Here is a 20,451-nt window from a genome sequence, read left to right as displayed (position 1 = left end):
GAATTTATTCGAGAAGCGGTAGCACCACTTTATTGCCCGAATAACGGTCGTCCGGCAGAAGATCCGGTCAGACTGTTTAAAATCATGCTATTGGGGTATCTTTTCGGTATCCCCAGTGAACGTCGTCTGGTTCAGGAAATTCAGGTCAATTTAGCTTACCGCTGGTTTCTGGGAATGGGATTAACCGAAAAAGTGATTGAAGCCAAAATCGTCGCCGTCGGTTTAATGACAGTGAAATCTATCAACAGATTTTTGATAATATTGTTGAGCAGGCCATTGCCAAAGGGTTGATAAGTGGTCGGGTTTTATATACGGACAGTACTCACCTAAAAGCAAATGCCAATAAAGGCAAAGCACGTAATGAGCAGCGTATTGTTGAGCCCAGTCAATATATTGATGCGCTTAATCAAGCCATCAACGCAGAAAGAGAATTAAACGGAAAAAAGCCTTAAAGCCATCGACGGTAGAGAAATACAAGGAGGTTAAAGTCAGTACAACAGATCCAGACAGTGGCTTTATGCATCGGGAAGGCAAGCCTAAAGGGTTCTTCTACTTAGATCACCGAACGGTTGATGGCAAACATAATTTAATTACCGATACCTATGTCACAGCTGGAAATATTCATGATTCCCAGCCTTACATGGCTCGATTAAAACGCCAGTTAGAGCGGTTTGGCTTTAATCCGGTTGGTGTCGGTCTTGATGCGGGTTATTTTACGGCTCCCATTTGCCATTTACTGCTGGCAGAGCAGATATATCCGGTGTTGGGTTATCGCCGTCCCACCCATGGTGCGAATCCCATCAGAAAAAAGCAGTTTATCTATAACAGTCAAAACGATACTTATACTTGCCCAAACGGGCAAACATTAATATATAAAACTACCAGTAGGGAAGGTCATCGTCATTATCATTCTGATGCAACAACCTGCAAAATCTGTCCGTTATTGTCACAGTGTACACAGAGTAAAAATACACAGAAAGTCATCACACGGCATATCTGGGAAGCAGATAAAGAGAAAGCCAACGAGATTCGTTTAAGTCAGTGGGGTAAAAAAGTCTATGCTCGGTGAAAAGAAACCATAGAGCACAGCTTTGCTGATGCTAAACAACACCACGGACATCGCTATGCACGATTTAGAGGAAGAGCACAGGTTCAAATGCAGTGTTTATTGGCCGCAACGGCTCAAAATATCAAGAAAATAGCGATAAAGCTATTTTTGTTACGTTTTTTAAGCTATTTTTTAATTTATTTAATAAAATCCAAATTAAAAATCTTATTTATGGTTTAAATAAAAAAATAAACCCCGAATTATATCGAGGTTTGTCATCAATCTGACGCTTATTAGCGTCTTTTTATTTTCCTAGTTAATTTCAATTTTAGCTTTTGGCTGATAGCGTGATGGCCAAATTTTCTCAGCAGGAACTTGCAAATAATCAGAAATTATTCGCTCATACTTAGGGCAATGTCGATACAATGCGTTTCTCAACGTATCCGCCTGCAAACCGCTGGCTCTCGATAATGCCCTTAAATTTCCGCCTCTGATTTTAATTTCACCTACGACTCTAGATGGAGTCCAGTCTTGATCTTGTTCTCTCATTATGAGATCCTCTATTAGTTAAATTCTTGCTATTGTAAAGATTATCGGTGTTACAATACTTAAAATATAAGAAATCACTAGCAAAGGATATCACATAAAAAAACGAATTAAAATAACAAAAGCAAAAAGAATACAAGTAACGGAATAAAAAATGACTAAAAACAATGTAAAAAAACAAAGTGAATTTGAAAAAACGCGCATATTAACCGAGACAGGGGTAATTCATTTTAGAGATAGATTAAACTTAGTATTAGAAGGTGCATCAGGAAATGCTTTCGCCAAAAAAGTCGGTATGTCAGAAGCGGTAATACGTGATTACTTATCTGGCAAAACCTATCCGGCCTTAAATAGACTGGCCATTATTGCCCAAAAATGTGATGTACCTATTGAGTGGTTAGTGACAGGCAAAGGAGAATGCCGTTTACTATCTGAATCTGGAGGTCGGAATTCAGTATATATTCCATTTCATCAATTGAACGAAACAAGTAAATCTTATTCTCAAATAGAATCCATTCCGTTCGAAATTACCTTAATAAAACATCTAGGTTGCAATCGCGAAGACTTAACTGCGGTTTGGGCAAAAGGCGACAGCATGGAACCCACGATATCAAATCATGATATCCTGATTATTAATAAAGCCCATCACAAACCAATTGATGGCTATTTGTATGCTGTTGAATATGAAGATCAAATCTGTATTAAACGAATTCAAAATCAAGGTGTTAATTTGGTATTACTTTGTGATAATCCTAAGTACCCAGCTATTATTGGTGAGAAGAATGAATCACAAAACTATAAAATTATTGGACTTGTTATTTATCTTTTAAAAGATCTTAACTAAGCCTATTTAACCTTTAATAATAACAGCTTTATCAGTTTTGACTGATAAAGCTGTTTTAACTTGCGTAAATTCGTTTTTTTCCACGAAAAACAAGTCTAAAAAAATGTGAAAAAGTTTCAGAAAACTATGCGTTTGAGTATAAATTTAATGTAAAGTTAATTTAAATAAAAAATCAATACAGCGATCGCTATCCGCATAACTTTATGCTTTTTTCCGTAGTTATGCTAAAATTAGCTCCAAATTTTTTATTAATTTTACCTATTAATATAGTCATTATGCCAAATATGAAAACTCGAAAAAAAGTCGTTGTCGGTATGTCTGGTGGCGTGGATTCTTCTGTCTCGGCTTATTTATTACAACAACAAGGATATGAAGTTGTTGGATTATTTATGAAAAATTGGGAAGAAGACGACACAGAAGAATATTGTTCAGCCGCTGTCGACTTAGCAGATGCGCAAGCAGTGTGTGATAAATTGAATATTAAATTACATACTATAAATTTTGCTGCTGAATATTGGGATAATGTATTTGAACATTTTCTATCCGAATATAAAGCAGGTCGAACGCCAAACCCTGATATTTTATGTAATAAAGAAATTAAATTTAAAGCTTTTTTAGAATATGCTGCAGAAGATCTTGCAGCTGACTTTATTGCCACAGGGCATTATGTCCGTAAACGTCAAATAGGCGACAAGGTTGAATTATTACGTGGCATCGATACTAACAAAGATCAGAGTTACTTTCTTTATACCTTAAGTGAAGCACAAGTGAGTCAAAGCTTGTTTCCGGTAGGTGAACTAGAAAAGCCAGAGGTGCGTAGAATTGCACAACAGCTTGGCTTAGCTACCGCAGCTAAAAAAGACTCAACGGGCATCTGTTTTATTGGTGAACGCAAATTTAGTGACTTTTTAGCGCGATATTTACCTGCTCAATCAGGTAATATTCGCACTGTTGATGGCAAAGTCATCGGTCAACATCAAGGTCTGATGTATCACACATTAGGGCAACGTAAAGGACTAGGTATTGGCGGCTTAAAACAAGCCAATGACACACCATGGTACGTAGCTGACAAAGATCTTACCAATAACGAACTGATTGTGGCACAAGGTCATGATCATCCTGCGCTATTTTCTGATGGATTAATTGCTCAGCAACTCCATTGGGTGGATCGTAAAGTAGTAACCAAACCATTTAGTTGTACCGTAAAAACGCGCTATCGCCAACAAGATATCGCTTGCCAAGTTATCCCATTAGGCGATGACAAAATCAAAGTTATGTTTGATAATTCTGTTGCAGCTGTTACACCGGGTCAATCTGCCGTCTTTTATAAGGATGAAGTCTGCCTTGGTGGTGGTATTATAGAAGAAAGAATTAAAAGCAATAAGGAGTACTAAAGTGAATAATAAATATCATCATATTGCTATCGCTCTTGCTGGTGTTGCACAAAGTGCCATATTAGTGCCCCAACTTGCTAACACAGGCGCTTGCAGTACCATACTTTATGAACAAACAATAAAAAGTGTATTTAAAACCTCGCCAACAACAACGGCCGATGTTTATGATGGTATTAAAAATATCAAAACAGGATTACAAACGCTAATACAACTATTATCGTCTGGACAAAAAGAACAAATGCAAATAATTCGTTACCTGTTTGGCACGCTTAGTATTACAAGTAAATTATTAAAAAATAATGACGCATTAAATAAGATAGACCAGCGATTAAAACGCATTGCAGGACTTTATTCAGAGATGAATGATGAAACTGTTAGCGCTCATGTTAATGATCTGTCTTACTCATTAGCGGGAATTTATTCAGATATCATCAGCCCAATATCAACAAAAATCAAAGTTATTGGCAAAGTCGAATTTTTACAAAATTCAATAGTACAAGCTAAAGTAAGAACGGCACTTTTGGGGTGTGTTCGATCGGCCATTTTATGGTATCAAGTTGGCGGTAGTCGCTTTCAGTTTATTTTTTGCCGTAAACGTATTTGTAATGCCGCACAGCAACTATTAGACCAAATTAATCGCGCAAACTAATTTACACTTTATAATTGATATTTCAACATAGCAACGGAGTTAAACCGATGGAATTATCTGCACTTACTGCCCTTTCACCCATTGATGGACGTTATGGCGACAAAACAACAGAGCTACGCTCTATTTTTAGCGAATATGGTTTATTAAAATACCGAGTCCAGGTCGAGATTTGTTGGTTACAAAAGTTAGCCTCACAAGCAGATATTTTAGAAGTTCCAACGTTAAGTCAATCAGCTATCAATCATCTTAATCAAATTGTAGATCAATTTAGTGAGCAAGATGCAAATCGCATTAAAGAAATTGAAAGAACTACGAATCACGATGTCAAAGCAGTGGAATATTTTTTAAAAGAAAAAGTTAGCACAAATAAAGAATTACACATCATTAATGAATTTATCCATTTTGCCTGCACATCAGAAGACATTAACAACTTATCTTATGCGTTAATGCTAAAAACAGCCAGAGATACCGTTTTAGTGCCCTATTGGAATAAACTGATTGACAAAATCACCTCGCAAGCCAAAGCCTATCGCGATTTACCGCTGCTTTCAAGAACACATGGTCAACCTGCTACGCCATCAACTATTGGTAAAGAGTTTGCCAATGTCGCTTATCGCCTAAAACGCCAATTAAAGCAACTACAATCGGTTGAGATACTGGGTAAAATTAATGGTGCAACTGGAAATTACAACGCGCATATGGTGGCTTATCCACAAGTAAATTGGCATCAACTGAGTGAGGAGTTTGTCAGTTCATTAGGGTTAAAATGGAATCCTTATACCACACAAATTGAACCCCATGATTATATTGCCGAATTTTTTGATTGTGTGGCGCGTTTTAATACCATTGTTATCGATTTTGATCGGGATATCTGGGGATATATTTCATTAAATCACTTTAAACAAAAAACTGTTGCTGGCGAGATCGGATCTTCAACCATGCCACATAAAGTTAACCCAATTGATTTTGAAAATTCTGAAGGCAACTTAGGGATTGGCAATGCAATCATGAACCATTTAGGTAGCAAATTACCGATTTCCCGCTGGCAACGCGATTTGACCGACTCAACTGTTTTACGAAATCTGGGCGTAGGTATGGGTTATGCCATTATTGCTTATCAATCAACCTTAAAAGGATTAAACAAACTTGAAATCAACGAAGCCTATTTACTTGAAGAACTTGATCGCAACTGGGAAGTACTAGCCGAACCAATCCAAACCGTCATGCGCCGTTACAGTATTGAAAAACCATACGAAAAATTGAAAGAATTAACACGTGGCAAACGTGTTGATGCAGAGGGAATGAAACAATTTATTGATTCACTAAATTTACCAGAAGACGAAAAATCACGATTAAAGCAACTAACGCCAGCTAACTATATTGGTTATGCAGCCCATTTTGTTGATAAACTATAATACTGACTTAAATCTCATAATTAGCCTGAACTTGATTACGGCTAATCTTTCAGGCGACAACGATAAGCACATTTATCCAACTTAATATAAAGTGCATTATTTGTATAAGATAGGAAAATATAATTGAAGATCCGCATTGCAACTCGAAAAAGCCCCTTAGCATTATGGCAAGCTAATTTTGTTAAACAAAACCTATTACTGGCACACAAAAATTTAACTGTAGAACTGATACCAATAGTCACACAAGGCGATGTATTACTTGATAGCCCACTATCAAAAATTGGTGGAAAAGGTCTTTTTGTTAAACAATTAGAACAAGCCATATTAAATAGTGAAGCGGATATTGCGGTCCACTCAATAAAAGACATTCCAGCAGAGTTTCCGGAAGGGCTAACACTCGCGACAATTTGCAAACGAGATGATGTACGTGATGCATTTATTTCAAACAAGTATTCAAATCTAGATGAACTACCAAATGGAGCGGTAATTGGCACATCAAGTTTACGACGTCAATGTCAGTTACGAGCAAAATACCCCCATTTACAAATTAAAGATCTTCGAGGCAATGTTGGTACTCGCTTAGCTAAGCTTGATAATAACGAATATGATGCCATCATTTTAGCCTCAGTTGGTTTAAAACGTCTAGCATTAGAAGACAGAATCAAACAGTATATTGAGACCAGCTTAATTTTACCGGCTGTCGGACAAGGTGCAATTGGTATCGAAACTCGAACAGATGACAAGCAAATATTAAATATTCTTTCAGTGCTTGATGACAAAAATAGCCGAGTTTGTATCCAAGCAGAAAGAGCAATGAATAAAACATTACAGGGCGGTTGCCAAGTGCCTATTGCTTGTTATAGCCAATTAAATAACGATATTTTATCATTACAAGGTCTTGTAGGGCGCATTGATGGTTCTAAAATAATCAAAGCCGCGTTAACAGGTGATATATCAGAAGCCAAAAAGTTAGGGCAAGAACTAGCAAAACGCTTATTAGAACAAGGTGCAAAAGCAATATTACAGGAATTGAATGGCGGATGATTTATGTCACTAGACCCTCTCCTGAGGGTGAAAAGCTTACCCAACTATTTAACCAAACAAACCTGTCAGCACAACATCTGCCATTATTTAATATTTCTCAAGGTGATGATCTGCTCAATTTACAAGAGCAACTGAATCAACTTTTACCCAACGACATTGTCATCGTTGTTTCACCACAAGTAACACATGTTATTAACACTTACCTTTCCAATCTAATATTACCAGCTAGCCTGCGTTATTATGCGATAGGTAAAAAGTCAGCACAATTATTTAACCAATTTACCACTGCTAAAGTCAATTATCCTAATATAGAAAATAGCGAAGGATTATTAGCTGAATTACAACAAGAACCTGTACAACACCACACTATTTTGATTTTATGCGGTAATTCAGGTCGGCAATTACTCACGCAAAAACTAACTAGTCGAGCAGCCAAGGTTAAATCAATAACCTGTTACTGCCGTAAACCCATCCACTACTCACTAAATATATTGTCCAGTAATGTTGAAAAGCAAATCATCATTATTACTAGCCTAGAACACTTAATCCAACTTGAATTATATAGCAATCTTGAACATAAAACGCAGGCTAATCTTGTTGTAACCAGTCAACGAATCTTTGCAAAAGCCAAACAACTCAAATGGCAAAAAATTCTACTGGTCAATAGCGCAAATAATCAAAAACTTTTTGAGGCTGTAACGGTAAACTACGGTATAACCAAATAATTTAGCTAGGTTCGGAAAGTAAATCACTCGTTAGTATTGAAAGAAAATAATGTTCAATGCTAAGTAGATGATAGCTATTAAAAACATGATGGGTGAATTTACTTAAATTGATAGTAATAACCTACTTAAAAGCGGTCTATGATACTTGCTTATTAAGGCAATCATTAAAATTTATTTAAAACAATATTAACTCTATGTCATAATGCCAATATAAATTTCTAATAAATCTAAATGAGGTCATTTATGCCGCCAAGATATTATGGTGCCAATGCAACACTATCAACAATAAGCACAACTTCATTTAGTCAACCAACAGCGATTCAAAATGAAGCGAATAAGACTATGAAAGAAGACACAAAAAATCAAGAAAATACACAATCTAGTCCAGCAGTGGAATCTAAAGCTCGTCCACAAGCCAATAATAGCAACCACGCTGATAATATAAGCAAAGCGCCTGTTTCAAAACTCTCTATTATAGCTATAGTATTAACCGCTTGTTTAGGTGGCTTTGGTTTTTATTATGGTCAAAAGCAAGTTGAGGCACAAAAAAAGACCATCTCAACCTTGCAAACTGAACTGGCCAATTTAAAACAGACAACTAAGCAAAGTATCACAACCGATTTACAAAATAGCATTACCGATGCTGTTAATAAACAAAATCAGCAATTCAATTTGTTAGAACAACGCGTTGATCGTGAACTTAGTGATCAGCAAAAAATACAACAACAATTAACTAATCAAATAAATGATACTTCAAAACTTACCAAACACAGTCTACAAAGCATTAACGAACGTTTATCTGCCATGTCAACGACTGATCACCATGTCTGGCTAATTTCACAAGCAAATTATTTAGTACATTTAGCAGGCCGAAAAATTTGGAATGACCAAGATTACACATCAGCTCGATTACTACTAAAAAGTGCCGACGAAAGCCTAGCCCAAGCTGATGACCCGAGCCTATTACCCGCACGACAAGCCATTAGCAAAGATATCAATTCGCTTGCTCAAGTAAGTTTTATTGATACTGATGGCATTATTATGAAACTCATCGGTTTATCTGAATCGCTTACCGAATTACCTTTAGTTGGTAATTATAAAGATATCGATCTTGGCATGACCTTATATAACGAAGATACTACAAGTACAGAAACCAATGACGCTCAAACAGAAAAGGCAGATGCAGGTAGCAATCAGCAAGCCCGAGCGCACAATGCAACTGATAAGTTTAATAATGATGTATCATCATCGGTCAATAATTGGTCGAGTAATTTATTAACTAGTGCCAAAACCTTTATGGATAAATTTATTACCATTGAAAAGCTTGACGATAAAGATAACAACTTTAAAGCGTGCTTAGAACAAGCGAAAAAAGATGAAAAACAAATTGCCAAATGCCAAATATTAAAAGCGCCATTGAGTTTAGAACAGTCACTTTATTTACGCGAAAACATTCGCTTCCGACTACTGATTGCCGCACAAGCAGTGCCAAGACATCAAGATCTCATTTATCAACGTGCGCTTAATGATGCTGCAATTTGGGGGAATGCTTATTTTGATGGAAATGCACCAAGCGTTAAAGCCTTCATTGATGAGCTTGATAATTTGCAAAATCAATCCATTAGCAATCAAAACGTACCAGACAACCTAACTAGCATTGGCGAGCTTGAAAAACTCATGCAAACCCGTGTTCGTTCGACGTTGATAAAATAGGAGAATAATAATGATAAAAATACTAATTATTTTCTTAGTGTTAGTGGGCGGATTCTTTTTGGGACCATTATTGCAAGGACACCAAGGCTCAGCGGTATTTGAATTTGCAAGGTATCGTGTTAGTATGTCATTTTATTCATTTATCATTCTCGAATTAATTGGCCTGCTGTGTCTTTATTTAATTTATTGTTTTTTTAATAAAATATTTAACTCCAAAACGGCGTTAGGCAATTGGTTACGCTTAAAGTCACCTCAAAAATCGATAAAACTCATAGAACAAGCGCAAATGTTATTGCTAGAGGGTGATTACCAACAAGCGGCAAAACTCTTTCTCAAAAGTGCTAAAGGGGCAAAAAATACCACCTTATCGTATTTGCTTGCCGCACAAACCCAAATCGATAATAATGAATTCATTAAGGCCAATCAATCACTTGAACAAGCCGCTAGAAGTTGTCAACCTAAAGCGTTATTTTCCTTCCAATTAGTACAAATTCGATTGCAACTAAAAAACCGTGAATACACTGCTGCTCGAATAACATTAGATCAGTTACTAAACGAAAAACCTCGTCATGCTGAAGTACTTAAATTGGCAAATCAACTTTATTATGAAATAAGTGACTACCAAGCAATTATTGACCTATTGCCTGCAATGTACAAAGCTAAAGTGTATAGCGAATCCCAATTAGATCAGTTTAAACAAACAGCTTATATTGGTCGAATCGAGCAATTAGCGACTAATAGTGATGTACAAACACTCGTAAAATGGTGGAATTCACAACCAAGAGCTATTTTGAATAATATTACTTATCAAAAAGCAATGGCCAACTATCTTCAACAACTGGGACAAGATAGTGAAGCTAAAAAGCTATCAAAATCGATTAGCAAACTTGAAGCAAAAGAAAGAACATAAACAGGGCATTTGCCCTGTTTTTGCTCCTGCTCCACATAACAATTTGCCAAAACAACATTAAAAATCAGTTATAGCTCAATCAAACCATAAAATAACGAATTAACGCCATAAAGGACATACCAGCAACTACAATGCACATCAAGTTCTTAGTTAAAAAGGCAACAACTGCGGTTGGAATTGTTGCTAAACAGTATTCCACATTAAAATCTGGAAACTGCCCTTGTTTTGCCACAAATAGGTTTTGTACAAATAGCGCAGTTAAAATACATAAAGGCACGTACGACAAAAAACGAATGACAATATCAGGCAATTGAAACTTTCGAACCAACATAAATGGAATGACTCTTGGCAACCAAGTTACTATCCCACAACCTAAAATGATAAATAAACTATAAATTGTCATGTATCACGCTCCATTGCTATTCCCATAAAGCAACCCCCAAGGGTGCTAATTAAAATTGCCATTTCGGGTGACACAAAGCGCATTAACAAAATCAGCATAACCACAACGGTTAACATGGCTAAAAGTCGATTTTTAAGACTTTTACTTTTGTCACTAATCAATTGCAAATAGAGCAAGCCAACAAACATGGCAACTAAAGCATAATCTAAGCCAAATTGAGTTGGATCTGGCAACCACTCACCAATTAAAGCACCCAACAAACAAGATACAATCCAAGTAAGATAGGCTGTTAAATTAAGACCATGCATCCAAGAAGCATTAACTGGCATTTTATTCGTAATCGCATTCATAGCAACAGCAAAACTTTCATCCGTCAATAAGCTACCAATACCAATATTATTTAACAAAGAGAATTTTCGAAAAGCTGGCGCAGTTGCCATACTCATTAAAAAATGACGTGAATTGACTAAAAAAACAGTAAAAATAATGGCTGAAATGGGCGTTGCAACCATCATTAATCCAGCAATAATAAATTGCGCAGCACCAGCATAAACAATGACAGCTAATAATGTCACTTCTAATACCGATAGATGAGCTGATTTACCCACCACACCAGCGGCGATACCGATACCAATATAGCCTAATAAAGTTGGAACACAGGCATAAAACCCATCTTTAAATGTTAATGGCATAACAATCTCATGAAAATCAACATGGTATTATCATAATTTGTAAAATCACTTAATTCAACTATCAAATATGCATTTGGTAATTCATCTAAATATAAAATGAGTGAGGTATTGATTAACGCATTTGCAACATTCTCAATCTTATTGCAAAACGAAAACTATACATTATTAGACTTAAAAAACACTTCAGAATAACCGTTAATAAAAAAGTTAATGATTAATCCATAACTGATTATTTCCAGTAAATATTGTTAATTGGTACAACTACATTTAATTTATTTAGATCCCTTACCAAGACATAATTAAGCAGAAGAGTATAATTATTTCACTATTCCCCATTAACACAAACAGCTCTTGAATAAGGATTGGGATCATTACGATCGCCTTTTACTTGACCCACATATGGAGTCACTACCCAAGGCCCTCCATCAGTTTTTAATTCAGCAATATAATAAGCTACGAAGCTGCTATTCACAAAACTACTATTTGGATAATAATCAATCTCAACCGAGCCCCATTCGGTAAATAAACCACCACCTACTTTACGATAAAAATAGTTAGGATAAAAATTTGTACCCTCACCCCAATACTTTGGATACGCATTTGTTAATTCTTCACCTCGTGGTAGGCGATAACCTAACAAATCACAATACTCTTGGGCCTTTTTTCGTGAAAAAATTACACGATTGTAATCTTTTATTTCCAAATATTTGGTGATATACCATTTATCAATCTTAAAACTATATACCGCTTTGGTTTTTTTTTCGTCTGTATAGATAATAAATGTTGTCGGTACTGCATTGGCCGCTGATGCTTTGCTGGCATCATCTGTCGGTCCAATTAACTCTATCTTAGTCACTCCCTCGTCATCACCGCTAATTGCAAGGTTAATACTTGAATTTGCTGGTTCTTTACTATAACTTAATTTATCCCATTTTGTTTTGGGTGCAAATAATTTAAAAAATAGTCCATTTGCACCGCTACGTGGAAAGTTTGATGATGGCCGCTTCACATCTTGTAACTTGAATCCTAATTTATCCTCCCACTCAGTGACCAAATCTTTTTTTCTTTCATCACTCCATTTATCCAAATTCTTCTCTAGGTTTGGTCTGGCATAAACCCTATCTTCATAACAATACTTATCTTCAATTACTTTTGGTTTGATATAATAAACTACCCTACCCCCACCCATTCCCCTGTTAGGCACGCCATAAGGTGTTGTAACGGAAAGCTGGCTTGTAGATAAAGTCACTTTATAAGGCGATAAGCAAATATCTAATGCATCGGTTCTTTTCACTTTTTTTTCGTTCGCATCTTCTATCGTTAAGTAGATCTCCCCGTTTAATATCAATTTATCATTATCTTCTGCATCCCCATCTACATCATCGACAAGATCTGTACGATATTCAGGATTTAAGAAGACGTTAGATAATGAGACAATACTCAGATCATCAGGTACTACTGTCTTTATATCATTAAACGTTTTAGCAATTGATGGTAATTCTATTGGCGATTTGACAGAAGATGGATTATCCGATTTGCTATAACGTCTACCATCGGATAAGTTGATACTTAAAATCATATCCATATTTAAAGACGGCGCATTACCTTCTATTGAGTTTACTGTTGTCGCTGAATACGATAATGCACCATATGCGACTTTACTGCTGAGTAACAATAACCCATAAGTTAACAATAATACCAATTTTTTTGACAATATTTGACTTGATAAAAAGTAACGTGTTAAAGAGAAAAAATTAAAATAGGAAAAATCATAAGGAGGAAAATAAAAATATGTTGTGTTGTGTTGTGTTGTGTTGTGTTGTGTTGTGTTGTGTTGTGTTGTGTTGTGTTGTGTTGTGCTCATAATTCTATTATACCATTAATCTTGAAAAATAAAAATAAAAAAAACATTAAAAATTAGTTGATTATTAAAAAATATCAACCTTATTATTCGCTTTTGGTATTGTTTTTTACTTATTAACTCTGTTAATACTATTTATCAAAAAAGCCAGCTATAAAGTGTTAGAATGCTAAGCCAATATAATAAAAACCCTATAATAACTTATAGTTAAGTATAATTTTTTTGTTATTACTTGTAAAATCAATTTATCTAAACAACATAAAAAAGTTAAGAATGGGTTATAAAAATATAAAAAACTCAATCTTAATTGGAGATAAACCGCAACCTATCTTTAAATTTTGCTATAATATTTATCAAATCATTTTTGATTATCAAAATAACCATTTATTCGTTTAAAGTGATAAACATATCTATGTATACAGGAACTCTATTTATTATCTCTGCACCAAGTGGTGCAGGTAAATCAAGTCTTATTCGCTCTTACTTGTCCAAAAAAAATATGCATCAAGCCAAAGTGTCTATTTCGCATACTACGCGAGCTCCTCGCCCTGGCGAAGTACATGGCGAACATTATTATTTTGTGGATCACAAACATTTTGAATCCTTAATTGAACAGCAGGCATTTGTCGAATATGCTAACGTATTTGACCACTATTACGGCACATCAAAAGCCGAAATCGAGCAAAGCCTATCGCAAGGGATTAATGTCTTTTTAGATATTGATTGGCAAGGGGCACAGCAAGTACGCAAAAAAATGCCTCAAGCAAAAAGCATATTTATATTACCGCCTTCACTAAAAGAACTTGAAAATCGCCTAGTTAAACGCGGTCAAGATGACAGTAGTGTGATTACCAAACGAATGCAAAAAGCACAAGCCGAAATTTCGCATTATAACGAATATGACTATGTCATTGTTAATGACGATTTTGATACCTCATTACACGCTTTGCGAGCCATTATTACCGCTGCTAGACTAGAGCAATCAAAACAAGCTATCATCAATAAACAATTGTTAGCGAATTTATTGAATAGTGATTCGAATTAAGATATATCGCCGATGCCTCGGCGATATTATTGATGGAATAATTAATGACCTAAAGCTTGATCGGCCTGATCGTTTTGAATTAACTCCAATTTATAACCATCGGGATCTTCAACAAAAGCAATAATGGTTGTACCGCCTTTTACCGGTCCTGCTTCACGTGTTACTTTGCCTCCAGCTTGTTTTACGTCATTGCACTTTTTTACAACATCATCAACACCAATGGCGATATGGCCAAATGCTGAACCATGATCGTATTTGTCAGTTCCCCAATTGTAAGTTAACTCGATAACTGAACTGGTTGTTTCATCCCCATATCCCACAAAGGCTAATGAATAGTTGTATTGCGTGTTTTCGCTAGTTCTTAACACTCGCATTCCCATTACACGAGTATAAAAATCAATTGAACGCTGAAGATCCCCAACTCGGATCATAGTATGTAATATACGCATTGATTTATTGTCCCTTATAACGATTAAGAATTTATTTAAGTTTATACGTTAGTATTCAGACAGGCAAATTTTTGTTGAAGATTGGGTGTTTATGGATAAAATGCAAGCAATAATGACAATTGAATCAAGTTAGTTGCTAGGTTAGATATTTCACTCACCATCAAGATGAGTGAAAGTGAACTATTAGCTAAGGACAATATGCCCACAGCTAAAGATAAAAATTAACTATTATTTTTTTGGACTGCTATTATAACGTGGTGATGCACTAATTTGCTTACCATTAGTCACTAAACGAACGTGTTGCCCCGCGTAAAACTCATTAACCGAACCTTTTTGGACAATAACTATATTTGAACCATTTTCTTGCTTGATTTCTAACTCAACACCACTAGCTTGGCTAGCTTTATTTTGAATTGCATCCCCCAAAATTGCGCCACCAATAGCACCAGTAGCGGTAGCTAATACTCGTCCTGTACCATCGCCAATAGTATTACCTAAAACGCCACCTAACACAGCACCACCTATGCTACCTGCTACATTTTCGCTCTTACCATTTGACGCATTAGCTTGAATTTTAACCTGACGTACTGAAACAACTGTACCATAACTCACTTGTTGAACTTGTTTTGCTTGATCTGCCGTATAAACATCGCCTGAATAAAGATCACTATTACTACATCCAGATAAAATTGCAGCTAAAATAGTTAATGTGACGATTTTTTTCATGATTGATTCCTCATATAATATTCATATAAATTTGTTATATATGGTTTAGAATAATATTGTTTTATAAAAACAACAATATCATTTTCATTATTTTATCAATAGCCAATACAATTTATACTTAAGTTGAGTTATACTCAGAGTAATATTTTATTAAGTATACACTGGATATATGAAACGGTTATTTTTTCAATTAATATTATCAGTTATTATAACTGCCTGTCATGATGCTAATCAATCGCCTAAAAAAAACGATCGTGCTGTCTTTGAACAGCCATCGAATGATTGTTTAGATAACAAACCGGCTAATGGTACACATTTTGACAAGATTCCGGCTTTAAAATGTCCCGTAAAATAATCTAATAGGCATATGTAACATAATGAAAACTATCGAAATCGACGAAGAACTATACCAATTTATTGCAGGCCAAACCAAACACATTGGCGAAGATGCATCAAGTATATTACGACGTTTATTGAACATAAACCAACCTACGTTGGCAAAACAACAAACCATCGCACAAAAGGAAAATCATTATCCTCTTTTTAATGACTTATTAACTAGCGACACATTCACAAGCGAAAAATCGATAATAAGTCGCTTTATATTATTACTTAGTGCACTGTATAACTATAACCCTGCACTTTTTGCTATTGCTGCCACATCATTACATGGTAGTAAGCGACAATATTTAGCCAAAGATAAACAATTACTCGAAAAATCGGGCAAAAACACTAAACCCCGCGAAATCATTGGCACACCTTATTGGGTGATTAGCAATACTAATACGGCCAGAAAGCTGTATATTATTGAATCAATAATGAGTGATATGGGAATATCTGAAAACATGATACACCAAGTCACCAACGCTTTTTTACCTTAACAGAATACCGAAAAGCAAATATAAAGCTAAAAACGCGATATGAGCTCAAGCAATTCACGTAGTTAGCTATTATAAAATCTTATTTTATGAAAAGGAGTAAAAAATGGCCCAGCAAAGCCGCGCAGGATTGTTAGCTCAACCATCGGATCTTATTAACGTTGAAACATTACGAAATGACTATTACCAAATCCAACCTGATACAGATGATGCTAGCCAATTAGTTATTTTTGGTACATCTGGTCATCGCGGCAGTGCTAACAAAGGTACATTTAATGAAGTACATATATTAGCCATTGCCCAAGCCATTGCCGAATACCGCAAAGCCAACGCCATCACAGGCCCATGTTTTATTGGTCAAGATACCCATGCCTTGTCAGAACTCGCATTAAAATCAGTACTTGAAGTGTTTGCTGCTAACCAACAAACGGTGGTTATAGCGCGTGATTGGGGCTATACGCCAACGCCTATCATTTCACATGCTATTTTAACCTATAATGAAGGCAAACAATCGCAACTGGCAGACGGCATTGTCATTACCCCATCGCATAATCCACCTGAAGATGGTGGCATAAAATATAACCCAATCAATGGCGGACCTGCGGATACCGACATCACCAAACAAATAGAAAACCGTGCTAACGAACTACTAAAAAACAAACTCACTGGCGTAAAACGTATTACCTTAGATAAAGCTATAAATTCAAATTATATCCACACCAAAGAATACGAAACCGACTATATTAATGACCTTGAAAATATTTTAGATCTATCGCTTATCAAATCATCATCACTTAAAATTGGCGTTGATCCACTTGGTGGTGCAGGCATTACTTATTGGCCACGAATTGCTGAAAAATATGGTATTAACCTCAATATTGTCAATAATAAAATCGATCCAACCTTTAGCTTTATGCATCTAGATCACGACGAGGTCATTCGCATGGACTGCTCAAGTCGTTGGGCTATGGCAGGGTTATTAACATTAAAAGACCAATTTGACCTAGCCTTTGGCAATGACACCGACTTTGACCGTCACGGCATTGTGACGCCTAAAGGGTTGATGAATCCAAATGCCTACCTTTCAACCTGTGTTAATTACTTGTTCCAAAACCGCCCACAATGGCATAAAAATATCGCCATTGGTAAAACACTTGTCACAAGCTCAATGATTGACCGTGTGGCAAATAGCTTGAACAAACAGTACCTAGAATACCCAGTTGGCTTTAAATGGTATGCCGATGGACTTTATCAAGGCAAACTCGGCTTTGCAGGCGAAGAAAGCGCAGGCGCATCGTTTTTAAGAGCTAACGGCAAAGTTTGGACAACCGATAAAGACGGTATTATTTTATGCCTACTTGCTGCCGAGATGACAGCTAAATTAGGTAAAAACCCACAAGAACAGTATCAAGAACTCGAAGCTAAATTTGGTGTTTCTTATTACGGACGAATCCAAGCACCCGCATCGTTTAGTGAAAAACAAAAACTATCCAAACTAGATGCCAGTCAATTAACTAACGACAAGCTCGCAGGCGAAAAGATCACCCAATGCCTAACGACTGCACCAGCAAATAATGCACCAATTGGTGGACTAAAAGTGATCACTGAAAACGGCTGGTTTGCCGCTCGCCCTTCAGGCACAGAAGATGCCTATAAAATTTATGCAGAAAGCTTTATAAGCAACGAACATTTAAATACACTACAGCAAGAAGCACAAGAAATTGTAGCTAAAGTAATTAAATAATCGCTCAAAAGTGAATAAAAATAGCAGCCGTATGGTTGCTATTTTTTTATTAAAGCAGGTTAAATTGGCTTTTGGATATTTTATCTATTAGATGAAATAAATAACATTAGTGTCAAATTCTGAGTTAGAGGTTTGCGAAATCCCTCAATTCGCTTGCCAAACAGCCTTGCTTGACGTGCTAATTTTACTTTATTGTTGATACATCCCGACGCAAAAATAAAACAACCATATTCACACCTTTTGGTATTGTGAAAATTATTGTAATTTTCTATAAAAACTTTTCAGGTAGAACATTGATTTTATTATTTTTTACTTAGCGTTTCTTAATAAAATCAACCAGTATGGAACATTTTTGGGAAATTTATATTTTGATAAAAGTCTATTTTGGTTCAGTTTGGTTTCGGACATTTTATTCATTAGTGTAAAAAAATTGTAAATACCCCAAACTTAGTACAAGATTCAAGTAGAAAATCATACTGCTTGTTTTAGTGTTTTATACTCAATCGGCGTCATATTATTTAGTGCTTCATGTGGTCTTTCGGTGTTATACACTGTTAGCCATTCTTCAGTTATCTTTCTTACTTGTTCTAGATTATTAAATAGATATAAATCTAATACTTCTGTGCGATAGGTGCGATTAAATCGTTCAATGTACCCGTTTTGATATGGACTACCGGGCGCTATATAATCAATGGCTATATCATGGGATTTAGCCCAGTTTATAAAGGTTTTTCCTGTAAATTCTGGTCCATTATCGACTCGTATTTTTAATGGATAGCCATGATATTCAGCCAGTTTATCTAAGTAACGGGTAATTCTCCCTGCCGGTAAGCTTACTGCAATATCAATGCCTAGCGCCTCACGATTAAAGTCATCGATGACATTGAATGTCCTAAAGCGACGTTGATTACCACTACTATCACTCATAAAATCCATTGACCAACATTCACCTTGTTTATTGGGTGCTGATAGCCTTTCTGGGTTTCGTGGAGGAATGCGCTGTTTACGCTTTACCCTGAGATTAAGCTTTAATTCACAATACACCCGATACACCCGTTTATGATTCCATTTATAGCCGAGCTTTCTGATGCGATTAAAACATTAGGGAAAGCCCCAGCGTAAATGCCGGTCTGTGATAGCATTCAACACCGAAATAATCACCGAATCATCCAGTAACTTAGGTTGATAATAGTAAGCACAACGGCTTAAGCCAACAATGGCACAACTCATAGCAATAGTAACTGAATGATTTTGTTGTAGTTGCTGTGCCCACGTTTTACGTGCCCCAGTTGGCACTAAAGCTTTTTTATGATTTCTTCCTGAAGCTGGGATTTTAAACTGAGCTCAGCAAACATCTGTTTAAGTTTACGGTTTTCGGCCTCAAGCTCCTTTAAACGTTTAATATCAGAGGTTTCCATACCACCGTATTTATCTCGCCATTTATAGAAAGTTGAATTCCCCATGCCATATTTACGGCAGAGTTCCTTGACAGGAATACCTGCTTCAGCTTCTTTTAAAATAGCGACGATTTGATGTTCAGTCATTTTTTTCATAATTAAATCCCCCTTTACTTGTATCATAGAGAATTTTCTACTTTTTTGCTGTACTATTTTAGGGGATAGTTACATGATGACTTTCTGTGTATTTTTACTCTGTGTACACTGTGACAATAACGGACAGATTTTGCAGGTTGTTGCCTCAGAATGATAATGACGATAACCTTCCCTGCTGGTAGTTTTATATATTAATGTTTGCCCGTTTGGGCAAGTATAAGTATCGTTTTGACCGTTATAGATAAACTGCTTTTTTCTGATGGGATTCGCACCATGGGTGGGACGACGATAACCCAACACCGGATATATCTGCTCTGCCAGCAGTAAATGGCAAATGGGAGCCGTAAAATAACCCGCATCAAGACCGACACCAACCGGATTAAAGCCAAACCGCTCTAGCTGGCGTTTTAATCGAGCCATATAAGGCTGGGAATCATGGATATTTCCGGCAGTGACATAGGTATCGGTAATTAAATTATGTTTGCCATCAACCGTTCGGTGATCTAAGTAGAAGAACCCTTTAGGCTTGCCTTCCCGATGCATAAAGCCACTGTCCGGATCTGTTGTACTGACTTTAACCTCCTTGTATTTCTCTACCGTCGATGGCTTTAAGGCTTTTTTCCGTTTAATTCTCTTTCTGCGTTGATGGCTTGATTAAGCGCATCAATATATTGACTGGGCTCAACAATACGCTGCTCATTACGTGCTTTGCCTTTATTGGCATTTGCTTTTAGGTGAGTACTGTCCGTATATAATACCCGACCACTTATCAACCCTTTGGCAATGGCCTGCTCAACAATATATCAAAAATC

The 20,451-nt window shown here is 36.2% G+C and carries 17 protein-coding genes and 3 pseudogenes; 12 read left to right on the top strand and 8 right to left on the bottom strand.

Translation table 11 applies throughout. The features are described from left to right. Positions 1–1,288 (top strand): annotated as a pseudogene (locus A9G24_RS12615) (IS1182 family transposase); the annotation flags it as partial. A 72-nt stretch (positions 1,289–1,360) separates the two neighbouring features. On the opposite strand, the gene A9G24_RS01525 reads toward A9G24_RS12615, so the two are convergent. Further along, positions 1,361–1,597 (bottom strand): helix-turn-helix domain-containing protein, encoded by a 237-nt coding sequence (locus A9G24_RS01525; RefSeq protein ID WP_065637466.1) that lies wholly within the window; start codon positions 1,595–1,597, stop codon positions 1,361–1,363. Between the two features lie 151 nt (positions 1,598–1,748). Here A9G24_RS01525 and A9G24_RS01520 point away from each other — a divergent pair, with 151 nt between their 5' ends. The 8 genes from A9G24_RS01520 (at position 1,749) to A9G24_RS01485 (ending at position 10,288) form a co-directional block, all read left to right on the top strand. Continuing rightward, positions 1,749–2,438, top strand: a complete 690-nt coding sequence (locus tag A9G24_RS01520) for a LexA family transcriptional regulator (protein ID WP_065637465.1) — start codon at positions 1,749–1,751, stop codon at positions 2,436–2,438. 284 nt (positions 2,439–2,722) lie between these two features. Further along, positions 2,723–3,832, top strand: coding sequence for a tRNA 2-thiouridine(34) synthase MnmA (mnmA, locus tag A9G24_RS01515; protein ID WP_081303035.1), 1,110 nt, complete (start codon positions 2,723–2,725; stop codon positions 3,830–3,832). Position 3,833: 1 nt separating this feature from the next. Next, complete coding sequence (gene hflD, locus A9G24_RS01510) at positions 3,834–4,481, top strand: high frequency lysogenization protein HflD (RefSeq protein ID WP_065637464.1); 648 nt, start codon at positions 3,834–3,836, stop codon at positions 4,479–4,481. Positions 4,482–4,528: 47 nt separating this feature from the next. After that, positions 4,529–5,896 (top strand): adenylosuccinate lyase, encoded by a 1,368-nt coding sequence (gene purB, locus A9G24_RS01505; protein WP_065637463.1) that lies wholly within the window; start codon positions 4,529–4,531, stop codon positions 5,894–5,896. A gap of 123 nt (positions 5,897–6,019) precedes the next feature. Beyond that, a complete protein-coding gene (hemC, locus tag A9G24_RS01500; protein WP_065637462.1) occupies positions 6,020–6,940 on the top strand; it encodes a hydroxymethylbilane synthase in 921 nt (306 codons plus the stop codon). Then, a complete protein-coding gene (locus A9G24_RS01495) occupies positions 6,937–7,665 on the top strand; it encodes a uroporphyrinogen-III synthase (RefSeq protein WP_065637461.1) in 729 nt (242 codons plus the stop codon). Before hemC ends, A9G24_RS01495 begins: the two co-directional genes overlap by 4 nt. A gap of 243 nt (positions 7,666–7,908) precedes the next feature. Continuing rightward, positions 7,909–9,378, top strand: coding sequence for a uroporphyrinogen-III C-methyltransferase (locus tag A9G24_RS01490; protein WP_065637460.1), 1,470 nt, complete (start codon positions 7,909–7,911; stop codon positions 9,376–9,378). 10 nt (positions 9,379–9,388) lie between these two features. After that, positions 9,389–10,288 carry a heme biosynthesis HemY N-terminal domain-containing protein gene (locus A9G24_RS01485; RefSeq protein WP_065637459.1) on the top strand — a complete coding sequence of 300 codons (900 nt, stop codon included), beginning with the start codon at positions 9,389–9,391 and terminating at the stop codon, positions 10,286–10,288. 79 nt (positions 10,289–10,367) lie between these two features. Here A9G24_RS01485 and A9G24_RS01480 read toward each other — a convergent pair whose 3' ends face one another. The 3 genes from A9G24_RS01480 to A9G24_RS01470 all read right to left on the bottom strand — a co-directional run bounded on the left by A9G24_RS01480 (position 10,368) and on the right by A9G24_RS01470 (position 13,097). Continuing rightward, positions 10,368–10,691, bottom strand: coding sequence for an AzlD domain-containing protein (locus A9G24_RS01480; RefSeq protein WP_065637458.1), 324 nt, complete (start codon positions 10,689–10,691; stop codon positions 10,368–10,370). Next, positions 10,688–11,383: an AzlC family ABC transporter permease gene (locus tag A9G24_RS01475; protein WP_065637457.1), complete on the bottom strand. Its 696-nt coding sequence runs from the start codon at positions 11,381–11,383 to the stop codon at positions 10,688–10,690. The genes A9G24_RS01480 and A9G24_RS01475 overlap by 4 nt, the downstream gene beginning before the upstream one ends. Positions 11,384–11,708: 325 nt before the next feature. After that, positions 11,709–13,097, bottom strand: a complete 1,389-nt coding sequence (locus tag A9G24_RS01470; protein WP_141673021.1) for a hypothetical protein — start codon at positions 13,095–13,097, stop codon at positions 11,709–11,711. A gap of 559 nt (positions 13,098–13,656) precedes the next feature. On the opposite strand from A9G24_RS01470, the gene gmk reads away from it, so the two are divergent. Beyond that, complete coding sequence (gene gmk, locus A9G24_RS01465) at positions 13,657–14,289, top strand: guanylate kinase (protein WP_065637455.1); 633 nt, start codon at positions 13,657–13,659, stop codon at positions 14,287–14,289. A gap of 41 nt (positions 14,290–14,330) precedes the next feature. Here gmk and gloA read toward each other — a convergent pair whose 3' ends face one another. After that, a complete protein-coding gene (gene gloA, locus A9G24_RS01460) occupies positions 14,331–14,738 on the bottom strand; it encodes a lactoylglutathione lyase (RefSeq protein ID WP_065637454.1) in 408 nt (135 codons plus the stop codon). A gap of 228 nt (positions 14,739–14,966) precedes the next feature. Beyond that, positions 14,967–15,467: a glycine zipper 2TM domain-containing protein gene (locus tag A9G24_RS01455; RefSeq protein ID WP_065637453.1), complete on the bottom strand. Its 501-nt coding sequence runs from the start codon at positions 15,465–15,467 to the stop codon at positions 14,967–14,969. A gap of 374 nt (positions 15,468–15,841) precedes the next feature. On the opposite strand from A9G24_RS01455, the gene A9G24_RS01445 reads away from it, so the two are divergent. Together A9G24_RS01445 and pgm are read left to right on the top strand one after the other, a co-directional pair. Then, positions 15,842–16,345: a hypothetical protein gene (locus A9G24_RS01445; protein WP_065637451.1), complete on the top strand. Its 504-nt coding sequence runs from the start codon at positions 15,842–15,844 to the stop codon at positions 16,343–16,345. A 103-nt stretch (positions 16,346–16,448) separates the two neighbouring features. Continuing rightward, positions 16,449–18,086, top strand: a complete 1,638-nt coding sequence (gene pgm / locus A9G24_RS01440; protein WP_065637450.1) for a phosphoglucomutase (alpha-D-glucose-1,6-bisphosphate-dependent) — start codon at positions 16,449–16,451, stop codon at positions 18,084–18,086. Between the two features lie 471 nt (positions 18,087–18,557). On the opposite strand, the pseudogene A9G24_RS12400 reads toward pgm, so the two are convergent. Together A9G24_RS12400 and A9G24_RS13120 are read right to left on the bottom strand one after the other, a co-directional pair. Continuing rightward, a pseudogene (locus A9G24_RS12400) lies at positions 18,558–19,639 on the bottom strand (IS3 family transposase). 75 nt (positions 19,640–19,714) lie between these two features. Then, positions 19,715–20,439 (bottom strand): annotated as a pseudogene (locus tag A9G24_RS13120) (transposase); the annotation flags it as partial. Positions 20,440–20,451 lie beyond the last annotated feature (12 nt).

Source organism: Gilliamella sp. App6-5, from assembly GCF_001690525.1.
GTDB classification, from domain to species: Bacteria; Pseudomonadota; Gammaproteobacteria; order Enterobacterales; family Orbaceae; genus Gilliamella; species Gilliamella apicola_H.
Note: the sequence above shows the minus strand (reverse complement) of the source record. Positions and strands in the feature narration are given on the sequence as shown.